General features: G+C 74.0%; 18 protein-coding genes. 4 read left to right on the forward strand and 14 right to left on the reverse strand.

Annotated features, from left to right (window positions below; genetic code table 11):
* Positions 1–32: 32 nt before the first annotated feature.
* From OG310_RS10665 to OG310_RS10720, 12 genes are all read right to left on the reverse strand, one after another.
* Positions 33–2,147: a S9 family peptidase gene (locus OG310_RS10665; protein WP_329455639.1), complete on the reverse strand. Its 2,115-nt coding sequence runs from the start codon at positions 2,145–2,147 to the stop codon at positions 33–35.
* Positions 2,144–3,418, reverse strand: a complete 1,275-nt coding sequence (locus OG310_RS10670) for a M20 family metallopeptidase (protein WP_329455640.1) — start codon at positions 3,416–3,418, stop codon at positions 2,144–2,146. Before OG310_RS10670 ends, OG310_RS10665 begins: the two co-directional genes overlap by 4 nt.
* Entirely contained in the window at positions 3,415–4,455 is a 1,041-nt protein-coding gene (locus OG310_RS10675) for an ABC transporter ATP-binding protein (protein ID WP_329455641.1), read from the reverse strand. The genes OG310_RS10670 and OG310_RS10675 overlap by 4 nt, the downstream gene beginning before the upstream one ends.
* The gene (locus OG310_RS10680; RefSeq protein ID WP_329455642.1) at positions 4,452–5,543 is read right to left on the reverse strand and encodes an ABC transporter ATP-binding protein; all 1,092 of its coding nucleotides are present in this window, start codon (positions 5,541–5,543) and stop codon (positions 4,452–4,454) included. The genes OG310_RS10675 and OG310_RS10680 overlap by 4 nt, the downstream gene beginning before the upstream one ends.
* The gene (locus OG310_RS10685) at positions 5,540–6,397 is read right to left on the reverse strand and encodes a polysaccharide deacetylase family protein (RefSeq protein WP_329455643.1); all 858 of its coding nucleotides are present in this window, start codon (positions 6,395–6,397) and stop codon (positions 5,540–5,542) included. The genes OG310_RS10680 and OG310_RS10685 overlap by 4 nt, the downstream gene beginning before the upstream one ends.
* Positions 6,394–7,191 carry an SDR family NAD(P)-dependent oxidoreductase gene (locus tag OG310_RS10690; RefSeq protein ID WP_329455644.1) on the reverse strand — a complete coding sequence of 266 codons (798 nt, stop codon included), beginning with the start codon at positions 7,189–7,191 and terminating at the stop codon, positions 6,394–6,396. The genes OG310_RS10685 and OG310_RS10690 overlap by 4 nt, the downstream gene beginning before the upstream one ends.
* Entirely contained in the window at positions 7,188–8,240 is a 1,053-nt protein-coding gene (locus OG310_RS10695; RefSeq protein ID WP_329455645.1) for an ABC transporter permease, read from the reverse strand. The genes OG310_RS10690 and OG310_RS10695 overlap by 4 nt, the downstream gene beginning before the upstream one ends.
* On the reverse strand, positions 8,237–9,196 hold the full coding sequence (locus OG310_RS10700; protein ID WP_329455646.1) for an ABC transporter permease: 960 nt from the start codon (positions 9,194–9,196) through the stop codon (positions 8,237–8,239). The genes OG310_RS10695 and OG310_RS10700 overlap by 4 nt, the downstream gene beginning before the upstream one ends.
* Positions 9,193–10,704: an ABC transporter substrate-binding protein gene (locus tag OG310_RS10705; RefSeq protein ID WP_329455647.1), complete on the reverse strand. Its 1,512-nt coding sequence runs from the start codon at positions 10,702–10,704 to the stop codon at positions 9,193–9,195. Before OG310_RS10705 ends, OG310_RS10700 begins: the two co-directional genes overlap by 4 nt.
* Before the next feature lie 120 nt (positions 10,705–10,824).
* A complete protein-coding gene (locus OG310_RS10710; RefSeq protein ID WP_329455648.1) occupies positions 10,825–12,051 on the reverse strand; it encodes a threonine synthase in 1,227 nt (408 codons plus the stop codon).
* A 349-nt stretch (positions 12,052–12,400) separates the two neighbouring features.
* A complete protein-coding gene (locus OG310_RS10715; RefSeq protein WP_329455649.1) occupies positions 12,401–13,084 on the reverse strand; it encodes a GntR family transcriptional regulator in 684 nt (227 codons plus the stop codon).
* A 120-nt stretch (positions 13,085–13,204) separates the two neighbouring features.
* On the reverse strand, positions 13,205–14,437 hold the full coding sequence (locus OG310_RS10720) for a YeiH family protein (RefSeq protein ID WP_329455650.1): 1,233 nt from the start codon (positions 14,435–14,437) through the stop codon (positions 13,205–13,207).
* A gap of 122 nt (positions 14,438–14,559) precedes the next feature.
* Here OG310_RS10720 and OG310_RS10725 point away from each other — a divergent pair, with 122 nt between their 5' ends.
* Entirely contained in the window at positions 14,560–15,489 is a 930-nt protein-coding gene (locus tag OG310_RS10725) for a LysR family transcriptional regulator (RefSeq protein WP_329455651.1), read from the forward strand.
* 231 nt (positions 15,490–15,720) lie between these two features.
* Positions 15,721–17,190, forward strand: coding sequence for an APC family permease (locus OG310_RS10730; RefSeq protein WP_329455652.1), 1,470 nt, complete (start codon positions 15,721–15,723; stop codon positions 17,188–17,190).
* 89 nt (positions 17,191–17,279) lie between these two features.
* On the opposite strand, the gene OG310_RS10735 is transcribed toward OG310_RS10730, so the two are convergent.
* The gene (locus tag OG310_RS10735; protein ID WP_329455653.1) at positions 17,280–17,627 is read right to left on the reverse strand and encodes a WXG100 family type VII secretion target; all 348 of its coding nucleotides are present in this window, start codon (positions 17,625–17,627) and stop codon (positions 17,280–17,282) included.
* Positions 17,628–17,903: 276 nt separating this feature from the next.
* Here OG310_RS10735 and OG310_RS10740 point away from each other — a divergent pair, with 276 nt between their 5' ends.
* A complete protein-coding gene (locus OG310_RS10740) occupies positions 17,904–19,190 on the forward strand; it encodes an FAD-dependent oxidoreductase (RefSeq protein ID WP_329455654.1) in 1,287 nt (428 codons plus the stop codon).
* Between the two features lie 11 nt (positions 19,191–19,201).
* Here OG310_RS10740 and OG310_RS10745 read toward each other — a convergent pair whose 3' ends face one another.
* Positions 19,202–19,666: an OsmC family protein gene (locus tag OG310_RS10745; protein WP_329455655.1), complete on the reverse strand. Its 465-nt coding sequence runs from the start codon at positions 19,664–19,666 to the stop codon at positions 19,202–19,204.
* A gap of 393 nt (positions 19,667–20,059) precedes the next feature.
* Between OG310_RS10745 and OG310_RS10750 the strand changes: the two genes are divergently transcribed.
* Positions 20,060–21,460 (forward strand): APC family permease, encoded by a 1,401-nt coding sequence (locus OG310_RS10750; RefSeq protein ID WP_329455656.1) that lies wholly within the window; start codon positions 20,060–20,062, stop codon positions 21,458–21,460.
* Positions 21,461–21,550: the final 90 nt, after the last annotated feature.

A 21,550-nucleotide genomic window follows, 5' to 3' on the forward strand; every position in this document is an offset into this window, starting at 1 on the left:
TGCCGTACGCGCCCTCGGCACGCGATGTGTCCTTAGGGCCCCCCGGTCGGCCCCGCGCCCCCCGGGCCCCGCGGTGGTGCGCCGGTGTCGTCCCCGCCGCCGGTCACCTCACCCGGGTCCGCCGCGTGGGTGCGGAGCCAGTCGAGGATGAGCTCCAGGCGGTGCAGCCGGTGCTCGGGCCGGCCCGAGGTCGCGAAGCCGTGGGACGCGTTCGGGTAGCGGGCGAGGACGACCTCGTGGCCCCGGCGGCGCAGCGCGGCGTAGAACTGCTCGGACTGCTCGATGGGGCAGCGCTGGTCGCTCTCGCCGTGGATCAGCAGCAGCGGGGTCGTCACGGCCGCCGCGTGCGCGAGCGGTGACCGCTCCCACAGCCACGCCGCGCCCGCCGGGTCGTAGAGGTCCGCGCCGCCGAACTCGTGGCGGTTGACGGTGAAGCCGTTGTCGGACGTGCCGTACTTGGAGATCAGGTTGGAGACGGACCGCTCCGAGACGGCGGCCCGGAAGCGGCTCGTCCGGGTCAGGGTCCAGTTGGTGAGGTAGCCGCCGTAGCTGCCGCCGGTGAGGTAGAGCCGGTCCGGAGCGGCGAGGCCCGCGTCCACGGCCAGGTCCGCGAACGCCATGAGGTCGTCGAGGTCGCCGCGCCCCCAGCCGTCGACGCTGAGCGCGCGGAAGGAGGTGCCCCGGCCCGCGCCGCCGCGTACTTCCGGCAGCAGCACGTGGAAGCCCGCGGCCACGTAGGCCTGCGTCTCCAGGTCGAAGGCGTTCCCGTAGGTCATGTGCGGTCCGCCGTGGACGCGCAGCAGGACGTCGCCCCGCCCCGCGCCCGCTCGCGCGTGGGGCGAGCGGTACAGCGCGGCCCGCACGGTGAGCCCGTCGGCCGACGTGGCCGTGACGTTCTCGGGGGCGACCGGCCGGGCCTCGGCCGTCCAGGCGGTGTTGAACGCCGAGACACGGCGGCCCGCCAGGTACAGCTCGACCGGTTCCGTCGCCGACTCCAGGCACATCGCGGTGGTGCCGTCCGCCGCCACCGCGAAGTCCGCCACCGACCGGCCCCGCGGGCTGATACGGCGTGCCGCGTCGTCCCCCGTACCGCCCTCGTACAGCGCGACCTCGCCACCGACCGTCGCGGCGAAGAGGATCCGCTCCCCCGCCGTCGCCAGCAGCCGGGGCGAGCCGAGGGCGCGGGAGTCGGCGAGCAGCGCGCGCTCGCACTCCAGGTCCTGGTCCGGGAAGATCCGGCTGCCCTCGTCCGCCCACCACAGGCGCGGCGGGTCCACGCTCTGTCCCGGTACGCCGCTGGCCACCGCGACCGGCCGGCCGGAGGCCGTCACGGCGAGGGCATGCACCTGCGACGCGCACCGCCACACCCGTACGTCCTCGCCGCTCGCCAGGTCGAGGTGGCGCACCTCGCCGCCGGGGTGTGCCGTGTCGCTGTGGCGCGGGTGGGCCGCGTAGAACAGGCCGCCCCGGCCGTCCGGCGCCGGGCAGCCGAGCCGGAGCTCCGTGCCGCCGTCGCGGACGCGGCGCGCCTCGCAGGCGGTGCCGGCGGGGCCGGGCCGCAGGACCCACAGCGTGTCGACGGGTTCGACGGGCCCCGGCGCGCCGTCGCTCTTGTAGCGCAGCCAGTCCACCACGCGCGGTGCGGACGCGGAGGTGCCGTCCGGGCGTCGCGCGTACCGCACGAGCAGCCGTTCGGCGTCCAGCCAGAGGTGTTCGGCCGGGCGGCCCTCGGGCGCGCCGTCCAGCGCCGCGGGCACGCCTCCCCCGGCCGCCACGAGCCATAGGCGGGACGCCCCGTCGCGGTCGCTGGTGAAGGCGACACGGCTCCCGTCGGGCGAGATCGCCGGCGCGGCGTCGGTCCAGGAGCCCTCGTCGTGGGTCAGCGGGCGCGGCACGCCCGCCGGCTCGGCGGTACCGAAGCGCCAGAGCCTGGCGCGGTAGCGGGCCAGGGACGGCTCGACGCTCTGTACGGAGGCCACCGCCCACGTGCCGTCGGGTGCCAGGTCCGGAGCTCCGGCCAGGGCGAGGGCGGCCAGGTCGCCGGGCACGATGCCGCAGCGGCGGGCCGTCGACCCGCTCGGGGCCGTTCCCCCGCTCCCGGCCGGTCCGCTCCGCGCACCCACGCTCTCGGCCGGTCCGCCGCTCACCGCCGCGCCCCCGCTCCGGTAGCCGCCTCGAACTCGGCTTTCGCCTGGGCGAGTCGGTCCGGATCGGTGAACAGCGCGGTGAGCACGGCCGCCAGCATCGCACCGCCGTCCAGCACCGCCGCGTCCGCCTCGGGGCCCGCCGCGCCCGCCGCGAAGTCCCTTGTGTGCAGGGCGACTCCGGGCACGGCACACACGTAGGGATGCAGCGCGGGCATGCGCTGGCTGACGTTGCCCATGTCGGTCGAGCCCGCCGCCCCCGACCAGCCTGTGCCGTGCGGGATCGGCCGGCCGAGCGCGGCGAACGCCTCCGCCGCCAGGGCGGCGAGCACCGGGTTCGCCAGCACCGGGTCGTACGCGGGCGCCACTTCGGCGAACTCGTACGTCGTGCCGGTGGCGATCGCGGCGCCGCGCACGCAGTCCCGTACGGCCTCCAGCAGCCGGCCGCGCAGGTATCCGCTGTCCAGGGAGCGTACGAACAGCTCGACCCGGGAGCGTTCCGGAATGATGTTGATGGACTGCCCGCCTTCCGCGACCCTCGCGTGGATGCGGGCGTCCGGGGTGATCTGCTGGCGCAGCAGGCCGATCGCGACGAGGAGAAGGGTCGCCGCGTCGAGCGCGTTCCTGCCGCCTTCGGGGGCGGCCGAGGCGTGCGAGGCGCGGCCGGTGAAGACCGCTTCGAGGGAGAGCCGGCCGAGGTTGGTGCGCGAGACCGCGTCGTACCCGGCGGCGTGGGTCATGACGGCGGCGTCCACGCCGTCGAGGACGCCCGCTTCGATGAGCCGCACCTTGCCGCCGCCGCCTTCCTCGCCGGGGCTGCCGATCACCAGCAGCCGCCCGGGGGCGCCCTGTTCGGCGAGGAGGGCGGCCGTGGCCAGGGCGGCCCCGACGCCCGCCGCAGCGATGACGTTGTGTCCGCAGCCGTGGCCGAGGCCGGGCAGCGCGTCGTACTCGCAGAACACGGCGAGCGTCGGGCCGCCGCCGGGAGCGCCGAACTCGCGGGTGGCTCGGAAGGCGGTGGGCAGGCCGCCGACGCCGGCCTCGACCGAGAACCCGTGGGCGTCGAGCGCGGCGCGCAGCCGGGCGGAGGCCGCGTGCTCCTCGAAGCGCGTCTCGGGTTCGGCGTGCACGGCGTGGCTCAGGGCCAGCAGTTCGCAGCGCAGTTCCTCGGTGCGGGCGCGCGCCGCGACGGCGAGCGGTCCCGCCCCCGTCGCGGTGGCACCCGTGCCGGCGTCCGCGGCCGTGCGCGGACCGGGGCTCGCGGTGCCGCTCATGCCGCGGCCTCCGCCGTCTCGGCGTAGTGGCAGGCGGCGGTCCTGCCCGAGTCGCCCACGGGCCGCAGCACCGGCTCCTCGGTCCTGCACAGGTCCGTCGCGAGCGGGCAGCGCGTCGAGAACACGCATCCCCGGGGCCGCTCCAGCGGGCTCGGCAGGTCACCCGCCGCGACCACGGCGCGCCGCTCAGCGCCGCGCCGGGCCCGCGGCCGGGGTACGGCGGCCAGCAGCAGCTGGGTGTACGGGTGGCGCGGGTCGGCGAACAGCGTGGCCGTGGGCCCCTGTTCGACGATCCGGCCCAGGTACATGACGGCCGTCTCATGGGCGAGGTGGCGCACCAGCGCGAGGTCGTGGCTGATGAACAGGTAGGCGAGGCCGAGTTCCCGCTGCAGCCTGCTGAGCAGGTTGATCACCTGCGCCTGCACCGACACGTCGAGCGCGGACACCGCCTCGTCGCACACCACGAACTTCGGGTCGAGCGCCAGGGCGCGGGCGATGGCGACGCGCTGGCGCTGACCACCGGAGAGCTCGTGCGGGTGGCGCTCGGCGTAGGCGGAGCCGAGCCCCACCAGGTCGAGCAGTTCGGCGACGGGCCGCGCCCCGCCGGGCCCGCCCAGCGGGACGCCGTGCACCCTCGCCGGCTCGGAGAGGATGCGCTCGACGCTCATGCGGCCGTTGAGCGAGTCGTACGGGTCCTGGAACACCGGCTGGATGTCCCGGCGCAGCAGCCGGAGTTCCTTCGTGCCCAGCCGGTTCACGTCCCGGCCCCCGACGGCGACGGTGCCCTCGCTGGGCCGCTCCAGGGCGAGCAGCAGCCGCCCCGTGGTGGACTTGCCGCAGCCGGACTCGCCGACCACCGCGACGATGCGGCCCGCGCCCACGGTGAGGTCGACCCGGTCCACGGCGGTCAGGGAGCGCCGCCCCGCACGGGTGCGGACGGTGTACCGCTTGGTCAGTCCGCGCGCTGTGACGAGCGGTTCGGCCGGGTTCGCGGCGGGGGCCGTGCCGGGGCCGGCGCCCGTGGGTCGCACCGTCATGCTGTGCCCTCCTCGTACGGGGTGGTGGGGGCGTCGGGGCGGGCCGCCCCGGTGGGTCGCACGCCCGGGGCAGGGCCGGTGCCGGGAGCCGCGTCGGTGTGGTCCGGGTACCAGCAGGCCGCGGCGGAACCGCCCGGTGTCACCTCGCTCAGCGGGGGACGCTCGGCGCACCGGTCGCGGGCCTTCGGGCAGCGGTCGCGGAACGGGCAACCGGCGGAGCGCTGCCCGAGCGGCGGCACCCGGCCGGGGATCGTGGGCAGTTCGCCGGCATGGGGTGCGTCCGGGTCCGGCACGGACGCCAACAGGGCTCCGGTGTACGGGTGGTGGGGACGCTCCAGCACCTCGTCGAGCGGCCCGGCCTCGACCACGCTGCCCGCGTACATGACGACGACACGGTCCGCGATCTCCGCGACCACGCCCATGTCGTGCGTGATGAACAGCACCGCCGCGTCCCGTGTGGACTCCCGCAGCAGCGCCAGGACCTGCGCCTGCACGGTGACGTCGAGGGCGGTGGTGGGTTCGTCCGCGACGACGAGGTCGGGTGACCCGGCGAGGGCGATCGCGATCATCACGCGCTGCCGCAGGCCGCCGGAGAGCTGGTGCGGGTGGCTGCGGGCGCGGGTCTCCGCGTCCGGTACGCCCACGGAGGTCAGGAGTTCCACGGCGCGGGCGCGCCGGGCCGCCCTGCGGTGGGTGCCGTGGATCGCCATGACCTCCTCGATCTGGGCGCCCACGGACATCAGCGGGTTCAGGGCGGTCGCCGCGTCCTGGAAGATCATGCTGACCTTGGCGCCACGCAGCCGGCGCCACTGCCGCTCGCCCCTGCCGACGAGTTGGTGGCCGTCGAGGACGGCGGAACCGGTGACGGTGGCGCCCTCGGGCAGCAGTCCGCTCAGGGCGAGGGCGCTCAGTGTCTTGCCGCAACCGGACTCGCCGACGACGGCGACCGTCTCGCCCCGGCGCGCGGTCAGGGTCAGTCCGTCCACGGCGTCGAGGCCCGGCCCGAAGGAGACCCGCAGGTCACTCACGTCGAGGACGGTCTCCCCCACGCGTTCCCGTACTGCCGCGGTGTGCGGTGTCGTCGTCACAGCGGCCATCCCAGGGTGTCGGTGGGGACGTCGAGCACACCGGCGGCGCCTTGGGCCGTGTCCCGGTGGTGGGCGGCGAGGTCGCCCGCCGTACCGATCCAGAGGTCCCCGAAGTCCTGTGCGTCGCGCAGGAGTTGCCGTAGCCACAGGGCGCGGGCCGGACGGCCGGACTGCCAGGGGTGCATGGTCAGGTTCACCAGGGTGCCGGCCTCGCGGGCCCCGGCCAGCTCCGCGTGCCACGCGTCGTACAGGTCGCCGGCGCCGTAGGGCGGGCGGGACTCGCCGCCGGTGTAGCGGTAGTACACGGCGTCGTCGGTGGCCCAGTCGACGGGTATCTCGACGAGGTCCCCGATGCGGTACGGCCGGTCGTCGCCCATCACGGAGCTGTCGTAGGTGAGCCCGAGGCCTGCCAGGACCTCGAACCCCTCGGGCGACATGCGGAAGCTGGGCGAGCGGTAGCCGGCCGGCCGCACGCCGCTGATCTCCGCGAGGAGGTCCGAGGCGCGGGTGAGGGTGTCGCGCAGTTCGCCCGCGCCGAGGTCGGCGGGCGGCTCGTGGCACCAGCCGTGCAGGGCCAGTTCGTGTCCGGCCGCGTGGATCTCGGCGACGGAGGAGCGGTAGGTGGCCGCGATCCAGCCGGGGACGAAGAACGTGGCGCGGACGCCCGTACGGTCCAGTGTGTCGAGGATGTGGTGCACGCCCCGGCGCGGCCCGTAGCGGCGCTGCTCCAGCTCGGCGACGTCGCCGGGCGGGTCGTCCCTGCGCCGCCACAGCAGCGGGGACTCGCCGTCGAAGTCGAACGTCACGCACAGGCCCGCGCGGTGGCCGTCGGGCCAGGGGTAGGTGTCGCTCATCGGCCGTCCTCCTCGGTACGTGCCAGGGGCGGCGGTGTGTAGTCGCCCGCCGTCCGCCCGCCGTCCACGGCGACGGTCGTGCCGGTCACGAACGACGCGTCGTCGGAGGCCAGCCAGAGCACCGCGGCGGGCGCGTCGTACGGGCCGGAGGTGCGGCCGAGCGGGATCCTGTTCCGCATCGCCCGGATGTGGTCCTCGGTCAGGGCGCTGACCTCGCTGCCGGGTGCGAACCCCGGCTGGACGGTGTTGATCCGGATGCCGTGCCGCGCGACTTCGAGCGCCATCGACCGGGTCAGCGTCTCCACGGCGGCCTTGCTCGCCGCGTACACGGAACCGCCCGCGCCGGGGCGTACGGCGGCCCCCGAGGAGATGTTGACGATGCGGCCGGGCACCCCGGCCTCGATCATCGCGGCGATGGCGCGCCGCGACAGCTCGAAGGGGGCGACGACGTTGACGTCGAGGATGCGCCGCACGTCCTCCGGGCCGGTGGTGGCGAGCGGGGTGCGCGGGTACAGCCCGGCGTTGTTGACCAGCACGTCCGGTGCCCGCCAGGTGTCCGCGACGGCGTCGCCGAGGGTACGCAGCCCGTCCGGGTCGGCCAGGTCCGCCACGGCGCCGCGGGCGCCGAGGCGTTCGGCGAGCGCGGCGAGGGGTTCCGCGCGGGCGTCGCTGAGCAGCAGGTCGGCACCCGCGGCGGCGAACGCCTCGGCGATCCACGTACCGAAGATGCCGGCGGCGCCCGTCACCACCACTCGGGTGCCGGTGAATTCGTCCCGGTAGTCGCGCACGGTCATGCCTCCTGTGAAGTGCCGGACGGCGCCGCGCCGTCGGAGGGCTCCCCGGCGGTGCCGGCGGGAGTGGCCGCGTCGCCGCGGCCCGCGCGCAGCCAGCCCGGTGCGCGGCCGCCGCGGCCCGGGCCGCGGCGCTTGAACGGCCGCTTGGGCACACTGCGCTTGGGGTCGAGCCGGTCGCGCACGGTGTCGCCGAGCAGGTTCACCGCGAGGACGAGGCCGAACAGCGCGAGGCCGGGGAAGGTGACGAGCCACCAGGCGGTGGCCACATAGCTCTGCCCGTCGGAGAGCATCGAGCCCCAGGACGCGGTCGGCGGCTGCACCCCGAGGCCGATGAACGACAGCGACGCCTCGAAGACGACCATCAGGCCGAGTTCCAGTGTCGCGACCACCACGGCCAGCGGCAGCACCTCGGGCAGCACGTGCCGGGTGACGATCCACCGGCCGGGCGCGCCGATCGCCACCGCACCCCGTACGAAGCCCCGTTCGCGGGTCTCCAGCACGCTCGCGTAGGCGATGCGGGTGTAGCGGGGCCAGCGCACCAGCGCGAGGCAGATCACCACGTTGACCAGACTCGGGCCGAGGACGGCCACCACGAGGATCGCGAGGAGGAAGAACGGCACCGACAGCGCGATGTCGGCGACCCGCATCACGAGCACACCGACCCAGCCCCGGTACCAGCCCGCGAGCACACCGACGAGCACACCGAACGCGCCGGACACCAGGACGGTGGCCGCCGCGACGGCGATCGACACCCGGGAGCCGTAGAAGGCCCGGCTGAGGACGTCGCGGCCGAGCGCGTCGGTCCCGAACAGATGGAAGTGGCCGTGGACGGTGGTGAACGGCTCGCTCAGCCGGGCCACCAGATCCGCGTGGTTCGGGTCGTACGGGGAGATCAGCGGCGCGCACAGCGCCACCAGTACGTACAGGACCACCACGGCGGCGGGGAGCAGGCCGCGCCGCCGCCCCGGCCGTGCGCGGGGACCGCTGACCGGTACCGGTACGGCGGGTGCCGCTCCGGTGCCGGGCCTGGTCGTCGTCGCCTCGCTCATGCCCCGGCTGCCTTTCCGACTGTGCTGATGCGCGGGTCGAGGAACGCGTACGCGATGTCCGTGAGCAGGTTGACCACGATGTAGACGAGCGCCGCGAGGATCACGATGGCCTGGACGAGGGGGAAGTCCCGGCCGTCCACGGACTGCACGGTGAGCTGGCCGAGCCCCGGCCAGGCGAAGATCAGCTCGGTCACCACGGACCCGCCCAGCAGGTTCGCGACCTCCAGCGCGAGGACCGTGAGGATCGGCACGGACACGTTGCGCGCGAGGTGGCGCACCACGAGCCGGCCGGTGCCCGCGCCCTTGGACCGGGCGGTGCGGACGTAGTCGCGGCCGAGTTGCTCCAGCACCGCGCCGCGGGTGATGCGGGCGACGGTGGCCGCGGACAGCGAGGCCAGGGTCACGGCGGGCAGGATCAGCGAGGTGAGGCCGCCGTAGCCGGTGGACGGCAGGATCCGGAAGGTGACGGAGAACAGCAGGATCAGCAGGATGCCCGTCCAGAAGGCCGGCATGGCCTGTCCGATGAGCACCACCGGCATCAGGGCGCGCTCCGGCCAGCGGCCCCGGTTCAGGGCCATCACCATCCCGGCGCCCACGCCGAACACCACCGAGAGGACCAGCGCCGCGAGCGCCAGGTCGACGGTGTACGGCACGCGCTGCGTGATGAGTGTGAGGGCGGGCTCGTGCTGCACGTAGGAGTAGCCGAGGTCGCCGTGCAGCAGTCCGTCAAGGTAGCTCAGGTACTGGTGCCACACCGACACGTCGAGCCCCAACTGCCGTCGCAGCCGGGCGATGTCGGCCTGGGTGGCGCCCTGCGGCGCCAGCAGCTGGGCCGGGTCGCCGGACAGCCGCAGGGCGAAGAAGACGGCGGTGGTCACGCCCCACAGGGCGATCAGTGCCTGGCCGAGACGGGTACCGAGGTAGCCGGCGGCGGTGGTGAGTGTGCCACGGTTCATGACGCGAACCTCATGTCCGCCACGTAGAAGCTCTGTTGGGCGTCGGGGTGCCAGATGAGCCGTTTGTTGGCGCCGTAGATGGAGTAGATCTGGAACAGTCCGATGCCGGGCAGGTCCTTGTCGAGGATGGCGTACGCCTGCGCGTAGAGCCGGTCGCGCGCCGCCGGGTCGATGGTCTGCCGGGCCCGGTCGACCAGGGCGTCGAAGGAGGTGTTGTGGTACGAGCTCCACACCGTGCCGGTGCGGAAGAGCGGGTAGGCGACACCGTCCGCGTCGAGGCAGGAGCAGGACCACTGGCCGAAGCGGATGGACCCCCAGTCGTGCGAGGGGCCCTGCACCTTCTTCAGGTAGGTGGCCTGGTCGGTGTTGTCGATGGACACCTTCAGCCCGGCGTCCTCGATGTTCGCCTGGATGACTTGCACGATCTGCGGGTCGTACGTGGGTGACGTCGCCATCACCACGGTCTTGCCCTCGGCGCCGGCCTCCTTGACGAGCCTGCGCGCCTGCGCGGGGTCGTACGCGTAGGGGTGCAGCTGCTTCGGGTAGCCGACCGCGAGCGGCGTGAGGACACTGTCCACGCGCTTGCCGTAGCCCTGCTCCAGCGCGCCGATCAGCGACCTGTAGTCGATGGCGAGACTGATGGCCTTGCGCACCCGGGGATCGTCGGTGGGTCCCCCCTTGAGCGTGTTGAAGGCGAGGTAGCTGACCCGCTCGGTGGGTGCGGAGCGGACGTCGAGGTTGCTGGCGCTCTTCATCTGGATGGCCGTGTCCGGTGTCATCGAGTCCGCGATGTCGGCCTTGCCGGAGGTGAGGTCCGCGACCCGGCTGGCCGGGGACGGCACGGCGCGGAACGTGACCTGCCGGATGGGCGGTTCATGGCCCCAGTAGGACTCGTTGCGCTTCAGCACGACCTGCGAGCCGGGGATCGCGGAGACGAAGGCGTAAGGGCCGGAGCCCATCGGCCGCAGGTTGAACTGCGCGTTGCCGACCTTCTTGACGTACGCCTCGGGCACGACGGAGAGCGTGGTGAGGTAGGTGAGCAGCGTCGGTGACGGGTACTTGGTCCTGATGGTGAGCGTGTCGCCGTGGCCCGAAGCGGAGGCGATGGCGGAGAAGTTGGCGTTCTGCTGACTGCCGAGCTTCGGGTCGAGGATGCGCTCGATGCTGAACGCGGCGTCGGCGGCCGTCAGCGGGCTGCCGTCACTGAAGCGCACACCGTCGCGGAGGGTGAACACCCAAGTAGTGGGGGTGGCTTGGCGCCAGCGGGTGGCGAGCCACGGGACGGGCTTGTTGGTCTTCGCGTCGCGGTGCAGCAGCTGGTCGAAGATGTTGCGGTACACCGAGTAGGAGTCGGTGTCGTACTGGAGCCCCGGGTCGAGGCTCGCCGGGTAACTGGCCAGGTCCGCCGTGAGGCGGGCGGACCCGGGCGCCGACCCGCCGGTGGTGGTGGGCAGTGCGCAGGCGGTGAGCGTCGCCGCGAGGAGCGTCGCGAGTGCGCCGGAGGTCACCGCCCGGGGCGCCCGGAGCCCCCGAAGTACGGCACGTATTCGGGGAGTCCGGGGAATCCGAGGAGGACGCAAGGTTCGTCTCCTGCCGGGAAATGCCGGGGGCCGCCGCCGGGAGGGCGGTCAGCCGGCCGACGGGAAGGGGATACGGGAATCGACGGCGAGCGTCGGGACGTCGACCGTGACGGTCTCCGGGTACTTGATGCCGGCGCCGGTGTTGAGGATGACCGTGCGGTCGCCCTCGCGCAGCCAGCCGGACGCGCGCAGCTGCTTGGCCGCCGCCATGCAGGCAGCACCCTCGGGGCAGATGAACGCGCCCTCGCGGCGGGCGAGTTCGGCCTGCTCGGCGAGGAGTTCGGCGTCGCTCACGGCGATCGCCGTGCCCTCGGTCCTGCGTACCGCGTCCAGGACGAGGAAGTCGCCGAGCGCCTTGGGCACGGTGATGCCGAACGCCACGGTGTGCGCGTCGGGGAACGCCACACTCTCGTCCTTGCCCGCCTTGTACGCCTCGACGATGGGCGCGCAGCCCTCCGCCTGTACGGCCACGAGCCGGGGCAGGTCACCCTTGAGCCAGCCCAGTTCGCGCATCTCCAGCAGGGCCTTGTAGATGCCGATGAGGCCGACCCCGCCGCCCGCCGGGTAGAGGATCACGTCGGGCGCGCGCCAGCCGAGCTGCTCGACGATCTCGTAGCCCATGGTCTTCTTGCCTTCGAGCCGGTAGGGCTCCTTCAGCGTGGAGACCTCCTGGTAGCCCGTGCGTTCGGCGACGGCACCGGCCACGAGCTTGCCCGCGTCACCGATGAGCCCGTCCACGAGGTACAGCTCGGCCCCGGACACCACACACTCGGCGCGCGTGATGGACGGCGCGTCGACGGGCATGGCGATCAGGCTCTTCATCTCGGCGCGCGCGGCGTACACGGCCCAGGCGGCGCCCGCGTTGCCGTTGGTGGGCATCGCGACACCGGTCACACCGAGCTCCTTGGCCCGGGACACACCGACGGCCGCGCCGCGCGCCTTGAAGGTGCCGGTGGGGATCAGGCCCTCGTCCTTCATCAGCAGGCCCGGGACGCCGATGGCGGCGCCGTACGACGGGAGGGGCAGCAGCGGGGTCATGCCCTCGCCGAGCGAGACGACGTTCGTCTCGTTCCGCACGGGCAGCACCTCGTGGTAGCGCCAGAGGGTGGCGGGGCGGCTCGCGATGTCGGCCGGGGTGACGCTCGCCGCGACCCGTTCGAGGTCGTAGCGCGCCAGCAGCGGGACACCGGCGTCACTCACCCCCTGGACCTGGTCGGCGTCATAGCGCTTGCCGGTCTTCGAGCAGTCGAGGTGGCTGAGGGCGGAGTACGGCATGGGTCTCCTCGTAAGGGCGGGCAGGAGTGGTTTGGATTTTGGATCCAAGTTTGCGGCCCGTCAAGGGTCTGTCTCATCCCTTGTCATGTCCCTCTGAGACTTAACAGCGCGTTCACACAACGCGGAAAACACCCGATTCGGGGCACAGGGCGGACACGGGCCAGGTCGGGCGCGGGTGCCGCGCCACCCGCGCCCGGTACGGCGCGCGCGGTACGGCGGGCACCCTACGACGGCCCGGTACGACGCGCGCGGTACGACGGCCCGGTCGAACCGGCACGTACGACGGGTCCGGGCCTGCGGGTGCGGTACGACGGGCCGGGCCCGCGGGTGCCGGATGACCGGGCGTGGTTCAGTGCGCCGGGCGGTACGGGGTCGGCGAGCCGTGCGCGACGACGCCGCCGAACGCCTCCGCCGCCCTGCGGACGTGCTCCCGTGAGAGCCGCTCGGCGAGCGGGGCGTCCCCGGCGGCGAGCGCCGCCATGATCGCGGCGTGCTCGTCCAGCGCCTCCGGGATGCGGCCCGGGACCTTGGACGACGAGCCGGAGGCGAACCGCAGCTGCCCGCCCAGGTTGTCGAGGATCCGCGCGAGGCGGTCGTTGCCCGACGCGTGCCAGATGGCGCGGTGGAACGCGACGTCCACCGCGCTGTACCCCTCGCCCGCGTGCTCGTCGAGCAGCCGCCGCTGCTCCTCGTACAGCGGCCGCAGGGTGCGGCGCACGAACTCCTCGGCGTCCGGCGCCCCGGCGGCGTTGCGCGCGGCGACTCCGTCGAGCGCCTCGCGCAGCTCGTAGATCTCCCGCATGTCCGCGACCGCGACCTCGGGCACGAAGTAGCCGCGGTGCGGCACCGCGACGAGGAATCCGTCGCGCTCAAGGCCGGCGAGCGCGGACTTGATGGGCGTGGGCGACAGGGCGAGCCGTTCGGACAGCAGCCGCACCACCACCTTCGCGCCCGGCGCCAGTTCACCGTCCACGAGCATCTGGCGGATCTCGCGGTACGCCTGTTCCTTGTAGGTCTGCCGCTCGATCGCCATAGGACCGCATGATGGCATCCGGCACGCGCCGTGACCAGCGGGTCCCAGGCCCCGGGCGGCCGACGCGGGCTTCCCGGGCGGAGCGCGCGGGGTTCGCGCGGGTTCCGTTTCCCGCCCGGCTCAGAGTGCCGCGACCCGCACCCCCGCGTACGCGACCGTCGCCACCAGCACCCAGGACGCGAGGCCCAGCACCAGCGAGCGGCGGCCCGTGCGGACGAGGGCCGGGACATGGATGCCGGTGCCCAGGCCGAAGAGAGCGGCCACCAGGAGCGCCGACTGGACCGACTTCGCGACCGCAAGGACGCTTTCGGGCAGCAGGCCCGTGCTGGTCAGCGCGATGGCCGCGAGGAAACCCGCGACGAACAGCGGCACAGGCGGCGGCATCCGGCGTTCGGCCGGCGAACCGGCCGGCGGCCCGGAGCCGTGACGGCGGCGCCGCGCCGACAGGCCGACCGAGGCGACCAGCGGCGCCAGCAGCACCACCCGCGTCAGCTTCACCACGACGGCCGTCGTCAGCGCGCCCGGCACGCGCTGCGCGGTCGCCACCGTCTGCCCGACGTCGTGGACGCTCGCGCCCACCCAGGACCCGAAGTCCGCGACGTCCAGGCCGAGCGGCCCGCGCAGGGCGGGCAGGACGACGATGGCGAGGGTCCCGCAGAGGGTGACGAGCGCGACCGCCACTCCGGTGTCCTCGTCGTCGCCGCCCGCGACGGGCTCCATCGCGGCCACGGCGGACGCACCGCAGATGGAGAAGCCCGTGGCGACGAGCAGCCCGCGCGCGGGCGACACCCCGAGCAGCCGGGCCAGCAGTTGGGTGCCGACGAAGGTGACGGCGACCGTCAGCGCGACCACGGCGAGCCCCCGCGCGCCGAGCCGCGCCAGCTCCGGCAGCGAGAGCTGGAGCCCGAGCAGGACCACGGCCCACCGCAGGATCCGTTTCCCGGCGAGCCGGGTGCCCGCGTGCAGCACCGGCCGGTGCAGCCCCAGGTTCGTCACGAGCGCGCCGAGCAGCACGGCCACGATGGACGGGTTGAGCCCCGGCACCCAGTGCGCCACCGCGTACGCGACGACGGTGGCGAGGGCCGCCGCGGCGATGCCCGGCCCCCAGCGCGGACGCGACCACCGCCGCGGACGGCGCTCCACCGAAGCGGCGCGCTCACGTCCGGGTGCGTGGCCCTGCCCGGGTGGGTGGCCCTGCCCGGGACGCCGGTCCGGTTCGGGACCGGGGGCGCGTCCGGCGTCGTGGTCCAGATCGGGACCGGGGGCACGTCCGGCGTCATGGCCCGGTTCGGGGCCGTGACCTCCTCGCCCACTGCGGTGGCCTCCCAGGGGGCGGACCAGGGAATTCTTCACCCCTCCACCGTGCGCGGCGCCCGCCCGGCGGAGTAGTCTGCAATTGCTTGTGGCAGCAACAAGCAGACCTTGTCACAGGAGAGATCCCCGCGCGACGAGAAGACCGACGGAAAGACCCGCCCATGCTCAGCACGCACGTCCCCGACCTCCCCGACCTCCAGATGCTGGCGGCCGTGGCCGCGACCGGCAGCCTGCGGCTCGCCGCGGGCGAACTCGGCGTCTCGCAGCAGGCACTCTCGCAGCGGGTACGGGCGCTGGAGGGACGGGTCGGCTTCGCCCTGCTGAGCCGGGGTCCGCGCGGTTCCCACCTCACGGCCGCAGGCCGGCTCGTGGAGCAGTGGGCGACGCGCGTACTCGACGCGGCGGCCGAACTCGACGCGGGGATCACCGCGTTGCGCACCGACCGCGCGAGCCACCTGAAGGTCGCGGCCTCCCTCACGGTCGCGGGCCACCTGCTGCCGCGCTGGCTGGTCGCGCTGCGGGACCAGCAGCGCCTGACGGGTACCTCCGCGACGAACATCGAACTGGAGGCCACCAACAGCGTCGCCGTCGCCGAAGCGGTGGAACACGGCACAGCCGATGTCGGCTTCGTCGAGGGCCCCCGCGCCCCCCTCGGGCTGCGCTCCCGCACGGTCGCGCGCGACGAACTGCTGGTCGTCGTCGATCCCGGGCACCCGTGGGCCCGCCGTACGTCCCCGATCACCGCGTCCGAACTCGCCGCGACGCCGCTCGTCACGCGCGAGGCCGGGTCGGGCACCCGCGAGGCGCTCGCGGCGGCGCTCGACGCGGCCCTCCCCGACAGTCCCCAGGCGGAGCCCGCGCTCGAACTGACCGGCACGGCGTCGGTGAAGTCGGCGATCGTCGCGGGCGCGGGGCCCGGCGCCCTGTCCTCGCTCGCCGTGGCGGACGACCTCACCCTCGGCCGGCTGCACGCCGTACCGGTCGCGGGGGTGAACCTGGTCCGCGACCTGCGGGCCGTCTGGGCGGGCGGCCCGCAGCCGCCCCAGGGCCCGGTCCGTGACCTGATCGCGCTGGCGTCGCGAACCCGGTAGACGCCGGGCGGGCGCACGCGCCGGGCGGCGACCAGCCGCCCCTGACACCCTCAACTCCGCCCGTCCACGGGCCAGTCGGCCGCTCTTTGACGGTGTCACCCCGGAAGGCGCCCACCCCGTACCGGCGTGCTCCCCCGAGGGCCGCGCCCCGCTGCGGTACGGTCGCCGCCGCGGCCCGTAGCGGCGCCCCTCCCCCCATTCCCGGGCGCCCCGACTTCAGGAGGCGCCCGCATGGTGCTCAGGACGACGGACGAGGAGCGGGGCCCGAACGAGGGCGGCGCCGAAGAGGGAGCGCCACCACGGCGGTTGCGGGCCTCGGCACTGCGGCCATGGAACGTGCTCGCCATCGCCATCTCCGCCATCTCGCCCACCACCTCCGTCTTCCTCGTCTACGGCTCCGGCCTCGGCTCGGCGGGTACCGGCGTGGTGTGGGCGTTCGTCATCGGCGCCGTCATCGCCCTCGCGATGTCGCTGTGTTACGCGGAGACCGGCTCGGTGTTCCCGTCGGCCGGCGGCGCGTACACCATCGTGCGGCGGGCGCTGGGGCCTGTGTCCGGGGGCGTCGCCGGGGTGCTGTTCCTGCTTCTCGCACTGGTGTCGACGGCGTCGATCCTCGTGTCGTCGGCGACGTACCTCTCGTCGCTGGTGCCCGGCGGGCTGCCCGTCGGCTGGGTGGCGCTCGGCATGATGGTGCTGGTCACCGCCCTGTCACTGGGGAAGATCGCGCCGGCGAGCTGGGTCGCGGGCGCGATGCTCGTCCTGGAGCTGGCGGTGGTGCTGGTGTTCACCGGCTTCGCCTTCGCCCACGCGTCGGGACAGAACGCGCCGTTCACCGCGCCCGCCGTGGCCGTGCACGACGGGAGCGCCGGCGGGGTGGTGACCGGTGTCGGCGCGGCGGGCCTCCTGGCCGCCGTGGTCCCCGCCCTCTTCGCGTTCAACGGCTACGACTGGCCGCTCTACTTCGCCGAGGAGTCACGCGGTCCCCGGCGCGCGCTGCCCCGGGCCGTGGTCGTCGCGGCGCTGGTGGCCGTAGTGGTCGAGGTGGCGGCCGTGATCGCCGCCACGTACGCGGTGCACGACCTCGGCACCACCGCGGCGGACGCCTCACCCCTGTCCCTGATCGCCCATCAGGTGATGGGTCCGACCGGCGCCACGATCCTGCTGTCGGGCGTGGTGATCGCGATGTTCGACACCGGCCTCGCCGCCAACCTGGGCTATGCCCGCGTCTACTACGCGGCCGCCCGCGACGGCATGCTCCCCGGCCCCCTGAGCCGTTTCTTCGGCCGGGTGTCGGCCGGTTCGCGTGTCCCGGTGGCGGCCATCGCCTTCCTGTTCGTCGGCAACGGCCTGTTGTGCGTGTTCAGTTCGCTGAACGATCTGATCACCTTCACCGGCGTGGTGATCGTCACCGTCTACCTGCTGGTCGCGGTGTCCGCCCTGGTGTGCCGGGTGCGCGACCGGTCCCTGCCCCGTGCCTTCCGCATGCCGCTGTGGCCCCTGCCGCCGCTGCTCGCGATCGCGGGCGTCGTCGTGGCCCTCACCCAACAGCACCCGCGCGACCTGGAGATCGCCCTGAGCGTGGCGCTCGCCGCGCTCATCGCGTACACCCTGTGCCGGCGCCGCCTGCCGGGCCGGCTGGACGAACTGCCGCACCCGGAGGCCCCGGACGCCTCAGGCGCCGCGCCCGAGGTGCGCGCCTGACCGGGCTTCTCCCCGAATCCGTCACGCATCCCGGTCACGGGCGGTGCGATGGTGTCACGTCGGCGTACCGCCGGGCACCGCCGCACCGCTCACCGGCCGTTCCACATGGCGTGGTTGGCCTGCTTCGCGGCGGTGTAGTTGCCGTGTGCCGTGCCGACGATGGCGTGCAACGCCTTGAGCGCCGCGTGCAGTTCGGCGGACTGCTTGGTCCAGTCGGCGTACGTCGTCTCGAAGGCGCCCCGCGTCTCGCCCCGCCATTTCTCCGCGAGCGACGTGACCACGCCGTCGAGCGCCGTGAGGTGGCGGTCGAGGTCGGTGGCGATCGCGTTGAGTTCGGTCTGGGCGTCCAGCAGGGTGGTGAACGTGACGCGCATCCTGCCGCTCTGCATGGCGGCTCCCCTCGTCGCGCGGTGGCACAGATCTACCGAGGATGCCACGAGGGCTCCCGCCGCGGCGGCCGCGAAACCATCCTTGGGGTGGAACAGACCCTTCCTTGGACGCGATATGACCCGCCCCGGGTTTGCCGGGGCGCCGCGCACGGCCGCCTCGTCCCCGTATCCGGCCGGCTTCGTCGTGCGCCTCGGCTCGCACCCGTACGCGCGGGGCGTCTTGACACCTCGTCCGGGCAGGGCGAGTCTGGATTTATTCAGCTCTCGATGAATAATGACCGTCGAAAACCTGGACGGACGCCCGATCGGACGGAGGCGGTCCACATGGCCGGCAGCACGCGATGCGTCGTCGTAGGGGGCGGCCCCGCCGGCATGGTGCTCGGCCTGCTGCTCGCGCGCGGCGGGGTCGACGTCACCGTCCTGGAGAAGCACGCGGACTTCCTGCGTGATTTCCGCGGCGACACGGTTCACCCGTCGACCCTCACGCTGCTGGACGAACTGGGCCTCGGGGGCTGGTTCGAGGCACTGCCCCACAGCAGGGTCGACCGCGTCGAGCTACCCGGAACAGGCGGCCGCACGACGACCCTTGCCGACCTGTCCCGCCTGAACATCGCCCACCCCTACATCGCCATGGCGCCGCAGTGGGATCTCCTCGACCTGCTCGCGGAGGCGGCCGCCCGCGAGCCGTCCTTCCACCTCGCGATGCGCCACGAGGTGACGGGCCTCCTGCGCGAGCGCGACCGGATCGCCGGAGTCAACTACCGGACGCCGGACGGTGCCGAGGGGACGCTGCACGCCGACCTCGTGGTCGCGGCGGACGGCCGCCGGTCGGCGACGAGGCGCTCGGCGGGACTGCGCCCGGCCACCTTCCCCGTCCCGTTCGACGCGTGGTGGTTCCGGCTGCCGCGTCCCGCCCACGAGGACAGCGTCGGCCTGGTGCCCCGGATGGCGTCCCGCCGCTTCGCGGTGCTCATCCCCCGCGTCGGCTCCTACCAGATCGCGTACCTCACACCCAAGGGCGAGGATCTGAGGGAGCTCGGCATCGAGGCGTTCCGGCGGGACGTCGCCCGCCTGTGTCCCTCGCTCGGCGACCGGGTCGACCAGCTCGCCTCGATGGACGACGTCTCGTTCCTGGACGTCCGGATGGACCGGCTGCACCGCTGGCACACCGACGGCCTGCTCTGCGTCGGCGACGCGGCGCACGCCATGTCACCGGTGGGCGGCGTCGGCATCAATCTCGCCGTGCAGGACGCCGTCGCCGCGGCGGCCCTGCTCGCTTCTCCGCTGCTGCGCGGCCGGGTGACGCGGGCGGAGCTGGCCACGGTGCGCGCGCGGCGGCTGGCGCCGGTCGCGGCGGCCCAGTCCGTACAACGCGCCATGCACCGAACGCTCATCGGCCCGGTGATGGCCGGCCGGCGAAGCGCCCCGCCCGCTGCCGTGACCGGCCTCCTGGACCGCTTCCCCGCGCTGACCGTCGCCTCTGCCCACGTGCTGGGGGTGGGGCTCAGGCCGGAACACGCACCCGCCTTCGCGCGCCGGGCGCCGCTCCCGCCCCGGCAGGCCCGTCCGGCGCGGGACCGGGCCGCGGGGCCCGCGCAGCGCCAGGCCTGACGCGCGGGACGTCAGTCGGTTGTGGCGGCCGCGCCCGCCGGAGCCGCACCCGAGGCCGCCGACGCCCCGCCGTCCGTCACGATGTCGAGCGTGACAGGGGTGCCCTTCTCGATCGTGCGGCTCACGGTGCACTCCCGCTCCACCGCCGTACGGATCGCGGCCGCGACCCGCTCGCGCGCGGCCTCGTCGAGCGCCGAAAGGTCCACATCGAGCCCGACGTGCAGAGCGTCGTACTCGTGACTGCCGGGACGCCGGTCGTTGCTCACGCTCGCCAGGAAGCGCGCGTCCTCGCCGGAACGGCGTACCACCAGCTCCTCGACCGTCACCGCCGCGCAGCCCGCCGCCGCGAGCTGCAGCAGCTCGCCCGGGGTGAACGAACCCTCGCCGCCGACCCGTCCGATCGTCACCACCGCGCCGCGCGCGTTGCGTGCGGTGAACTCGTGCGATCCGGTCCGCTCGATCTCCAGCTCAGCCATGACTGTCCCGAACTCTTTTCTTTTCCCCGCCGTCGCCGTCCCGTCGTCGGTCGGAACCGGCCCGAGGGCCCTTTTGTTCCCGCCGGACACCTCCGGCGGCGACCCACTCCCCCGCCGCCCCGCGCACGCCACGGCATCCCCCGACCCGGCCGGACCGGCCCCGGCCGCCCAGGCGTCCCCTGACCACCGCCGCCACGCGTCCCGGTACGGTGCTTCTCAACGCACCTCTCACTCCTTATGGCATATCCACCATTTCGTACCCTCCTCGACACCGTCCCGGAATGAACGCGAGGCGGGCACGCGTTGCCGCTTGACCCGGAGTGTGTGTACGCACCACCGTTCGCGGACCGGCCACCGCGCACGCTCCGTACGTCCCCGACCTGGAGCACCGCCATGCCACCCGAGGCCCCGACCCATCTCCGACGGACCCTGTCGGTGAAGGACCTGATCGTCTACGGTCTGCTGTTCATCGGCCCGACCGCGCCCATCGGCGTGTTCGGCGTGCTGGACGCCAAGAGCGGCGGGGCGACCGCGCTCGTGTTCGTCGTCGCCACCGTCGCCATGGGCTTCACCGCCTGGTCGTACGCCCGCATGTCGGCGGCCGTGCCGAGAGCGGGTTCGGTCTCCGCGTACGCGACGGCGGGCCTCGGCCGCTGGCCCGGGTTCTTCGCCGGATGGATGGCGAGCCTCGACTACCTGTTCATCCCCGCGGTGGCGGCCCTGTTCACGGGCATCGCGACGCACTCGCTGGTGTCCGGCATCCCGACATGGCTGGCGACCGGCGTGGCCATCATCGTGTTCACCGCCCTGAATCTCGCCGGGGTCGGCATCGCCGCGCGCGTGGGCATGATCATGTTGATCATCGAGGTCGTGGTGCTGGCCATGTTCATCGTCGGCGCGATCGTCGTCCTCGTGCACGACGGCCCCAGCAGGGGCTGGCTGACGCCCTTGAGCAGTACCTCGAACCTCGCGATCGGCGGGGTGCTGGGGGCGGTGTCCGTCGCTGTCCTGTCCTTCCTCGGCTTCGACGCGATCGCCAGCTTCGCCGAGGAGAGCACCGGCGACTCCCGGGGGGTCGGCCGGGCCGTGCTGTTCTGCCTGGCGCTCGCGGGACTGCTGTTCGTGGCGCAGACCTACCTCGCGGACCTGATCAGCAACGTGAGCCCGGAGCACCTGGCCGCGCACCCGGCGGAGCAGGGCTCGGCCTTCTACTCGATCATCCGCGCCGCGATCGGCGGCTGGTTCGACACGACGGTCAGCGCCGTCAAGGCGGTCGGCCCGATCTTCTCCGCGCTGGTCGCGCAGGCCGCCGCGAGCCGCCTGATGTACGGGATGGCCCGCCAGGGGCACCTGCCCTCCTGGCTCGGCCGCCTCAACCCCCGCACGCAGACGCCGCGCCCCGCGATCCTGCTGTCGGCCGGCGCGACCCTGGCCCTCTCCGTCTGGGCCGCGAACCAGCCCGACGGACTGGACACGCTCTCGTCCATGGTGACGGTGGGCGCGCTGGTGGCCTTCGCCCTGCTGCACGTGTCGGTGTTCGGCTACTTCGTGGTGCGCCCCGAGAGCCGGGCGCAGTCGACGGGCGCACGGGTCGCGGCGGTGGTCGTGCCCGTCCTGGGCGTGGCGATCATCATCGCGCTGCTCGTCGAGGCGAGCCATCTGGCGCTGATCGTCGGCGCGTGCTGGCTCGCGCTGGGCATCGTGGTCGCGATCGCCCGCTACGCGACCGGCCACCGCGGTGACGACGGCACATCGGCGGACCCGACGAGGACGGGGGACGCCCGGACGCCCTGACCGGGCGCGGCCCGCACACCTGCGGCACCCACGGGGGACGGGACCGCCCGGGCCGGCGGCTTCGGCGGCCCGGGCGGTCCCGTCCCGGTG

It is taken from the genome of Streptomyces sp. NBC_01497, assembly GCF_036250695.1.
Classification (GTDB): Bacteria; Actinomycetota; Actinomycetes; order Streptomycetales; family Streptomycetaceae; genus Streptomyces.

Coding starts and splice junctions, on each gene's coding strand:
- OG310_RS10700 (WP_329455646.1), bottom strand. CDS start 9,196: ATGAACCGTGGCACACTCACCACCGCCGCCGGCTACCTCGGTACCCGT.
- OG310_RS10750 (WP_329455656.1), top strand. CDS start 20,060: ATGCCACCCGAGGCCCCGACCCATCTCCGACGGACCCTGTCGGTGAAG.
- OG310_RS10690 (WP_329455644.1), bottom strand. CDS start 7,191: ATGACCGTGCGCGACTACCGGGACGAATTCACCGGCACCCGAGTGGTG.
- OG310_RS10685 (WP_329455643.1), bottom strand. CDS start 6,397: ATGAGCGACACCTACCCCTGGCCCGACGGCCACCGCGCGGGCCTGTGC.
- OG310_RS10740 (WP_329455654.1), top strand. CDS start 17,904: ATGGCCGGCAGCACGCGATGCGTCGTCGTAGGGGGCGGCCCCGCCGGC.
- OG310_RS10710 (WP_329455648.1), bottom strand. CDS start 12,051: ATGCCGTACTCCGCCCTCAGCCACCTCGACTGCTCGAAGACCGGCAAG.
- OG310_RS10675 (WP_329455641.1), bottom strand. CDS start 4,455: ATGACGGTGCGACCCACGGGCGCCGGCCCCGGCACGGCCCCCGCCGCG.
- OG310_RS10670 (WP_329455640.1), bottom strand. CDS start 3,418: ATGAGCGGCACCGCGAGCCCCGGTCCGCGCACGGCCGCGGACGCCGGC.
- OG310_RS10730 (WP_329455652.1), top strand. CDS start 15,721: ATGGTGCTCAGGACGACGGACGAGGAGCGGGGCCCGAACGAGGGCGGC.
- OG310_RS10725 (WP_329455651.1), top strand. CDS start 14,560: ATGCTCAGCACGCACGTCCCCGACCTCCCCGACCTCCAGATGCTGGCG.
- OG310_RS10715 (WP_329455649.1), bottom strand. CDS start 13,084: ATGGCGATCGAGCGGCAGACCTACAAGGAACAGGCGTACCGCGAGATC.
- OG310_RS10745 (WP_329455655.1), bottom strand. CDS start 19,666: ATGGCTGAGCTGGAGATCGAGCGGACCGGATCGCACGAGTTCACCGCA.
- OG310_RS10695 (WP_329455645.1), bottom strand. CDS start 8,240: ATGAGCGAGGCGACGACGACCAGGCCCGGCACCGGAGCGGCACCCGCC.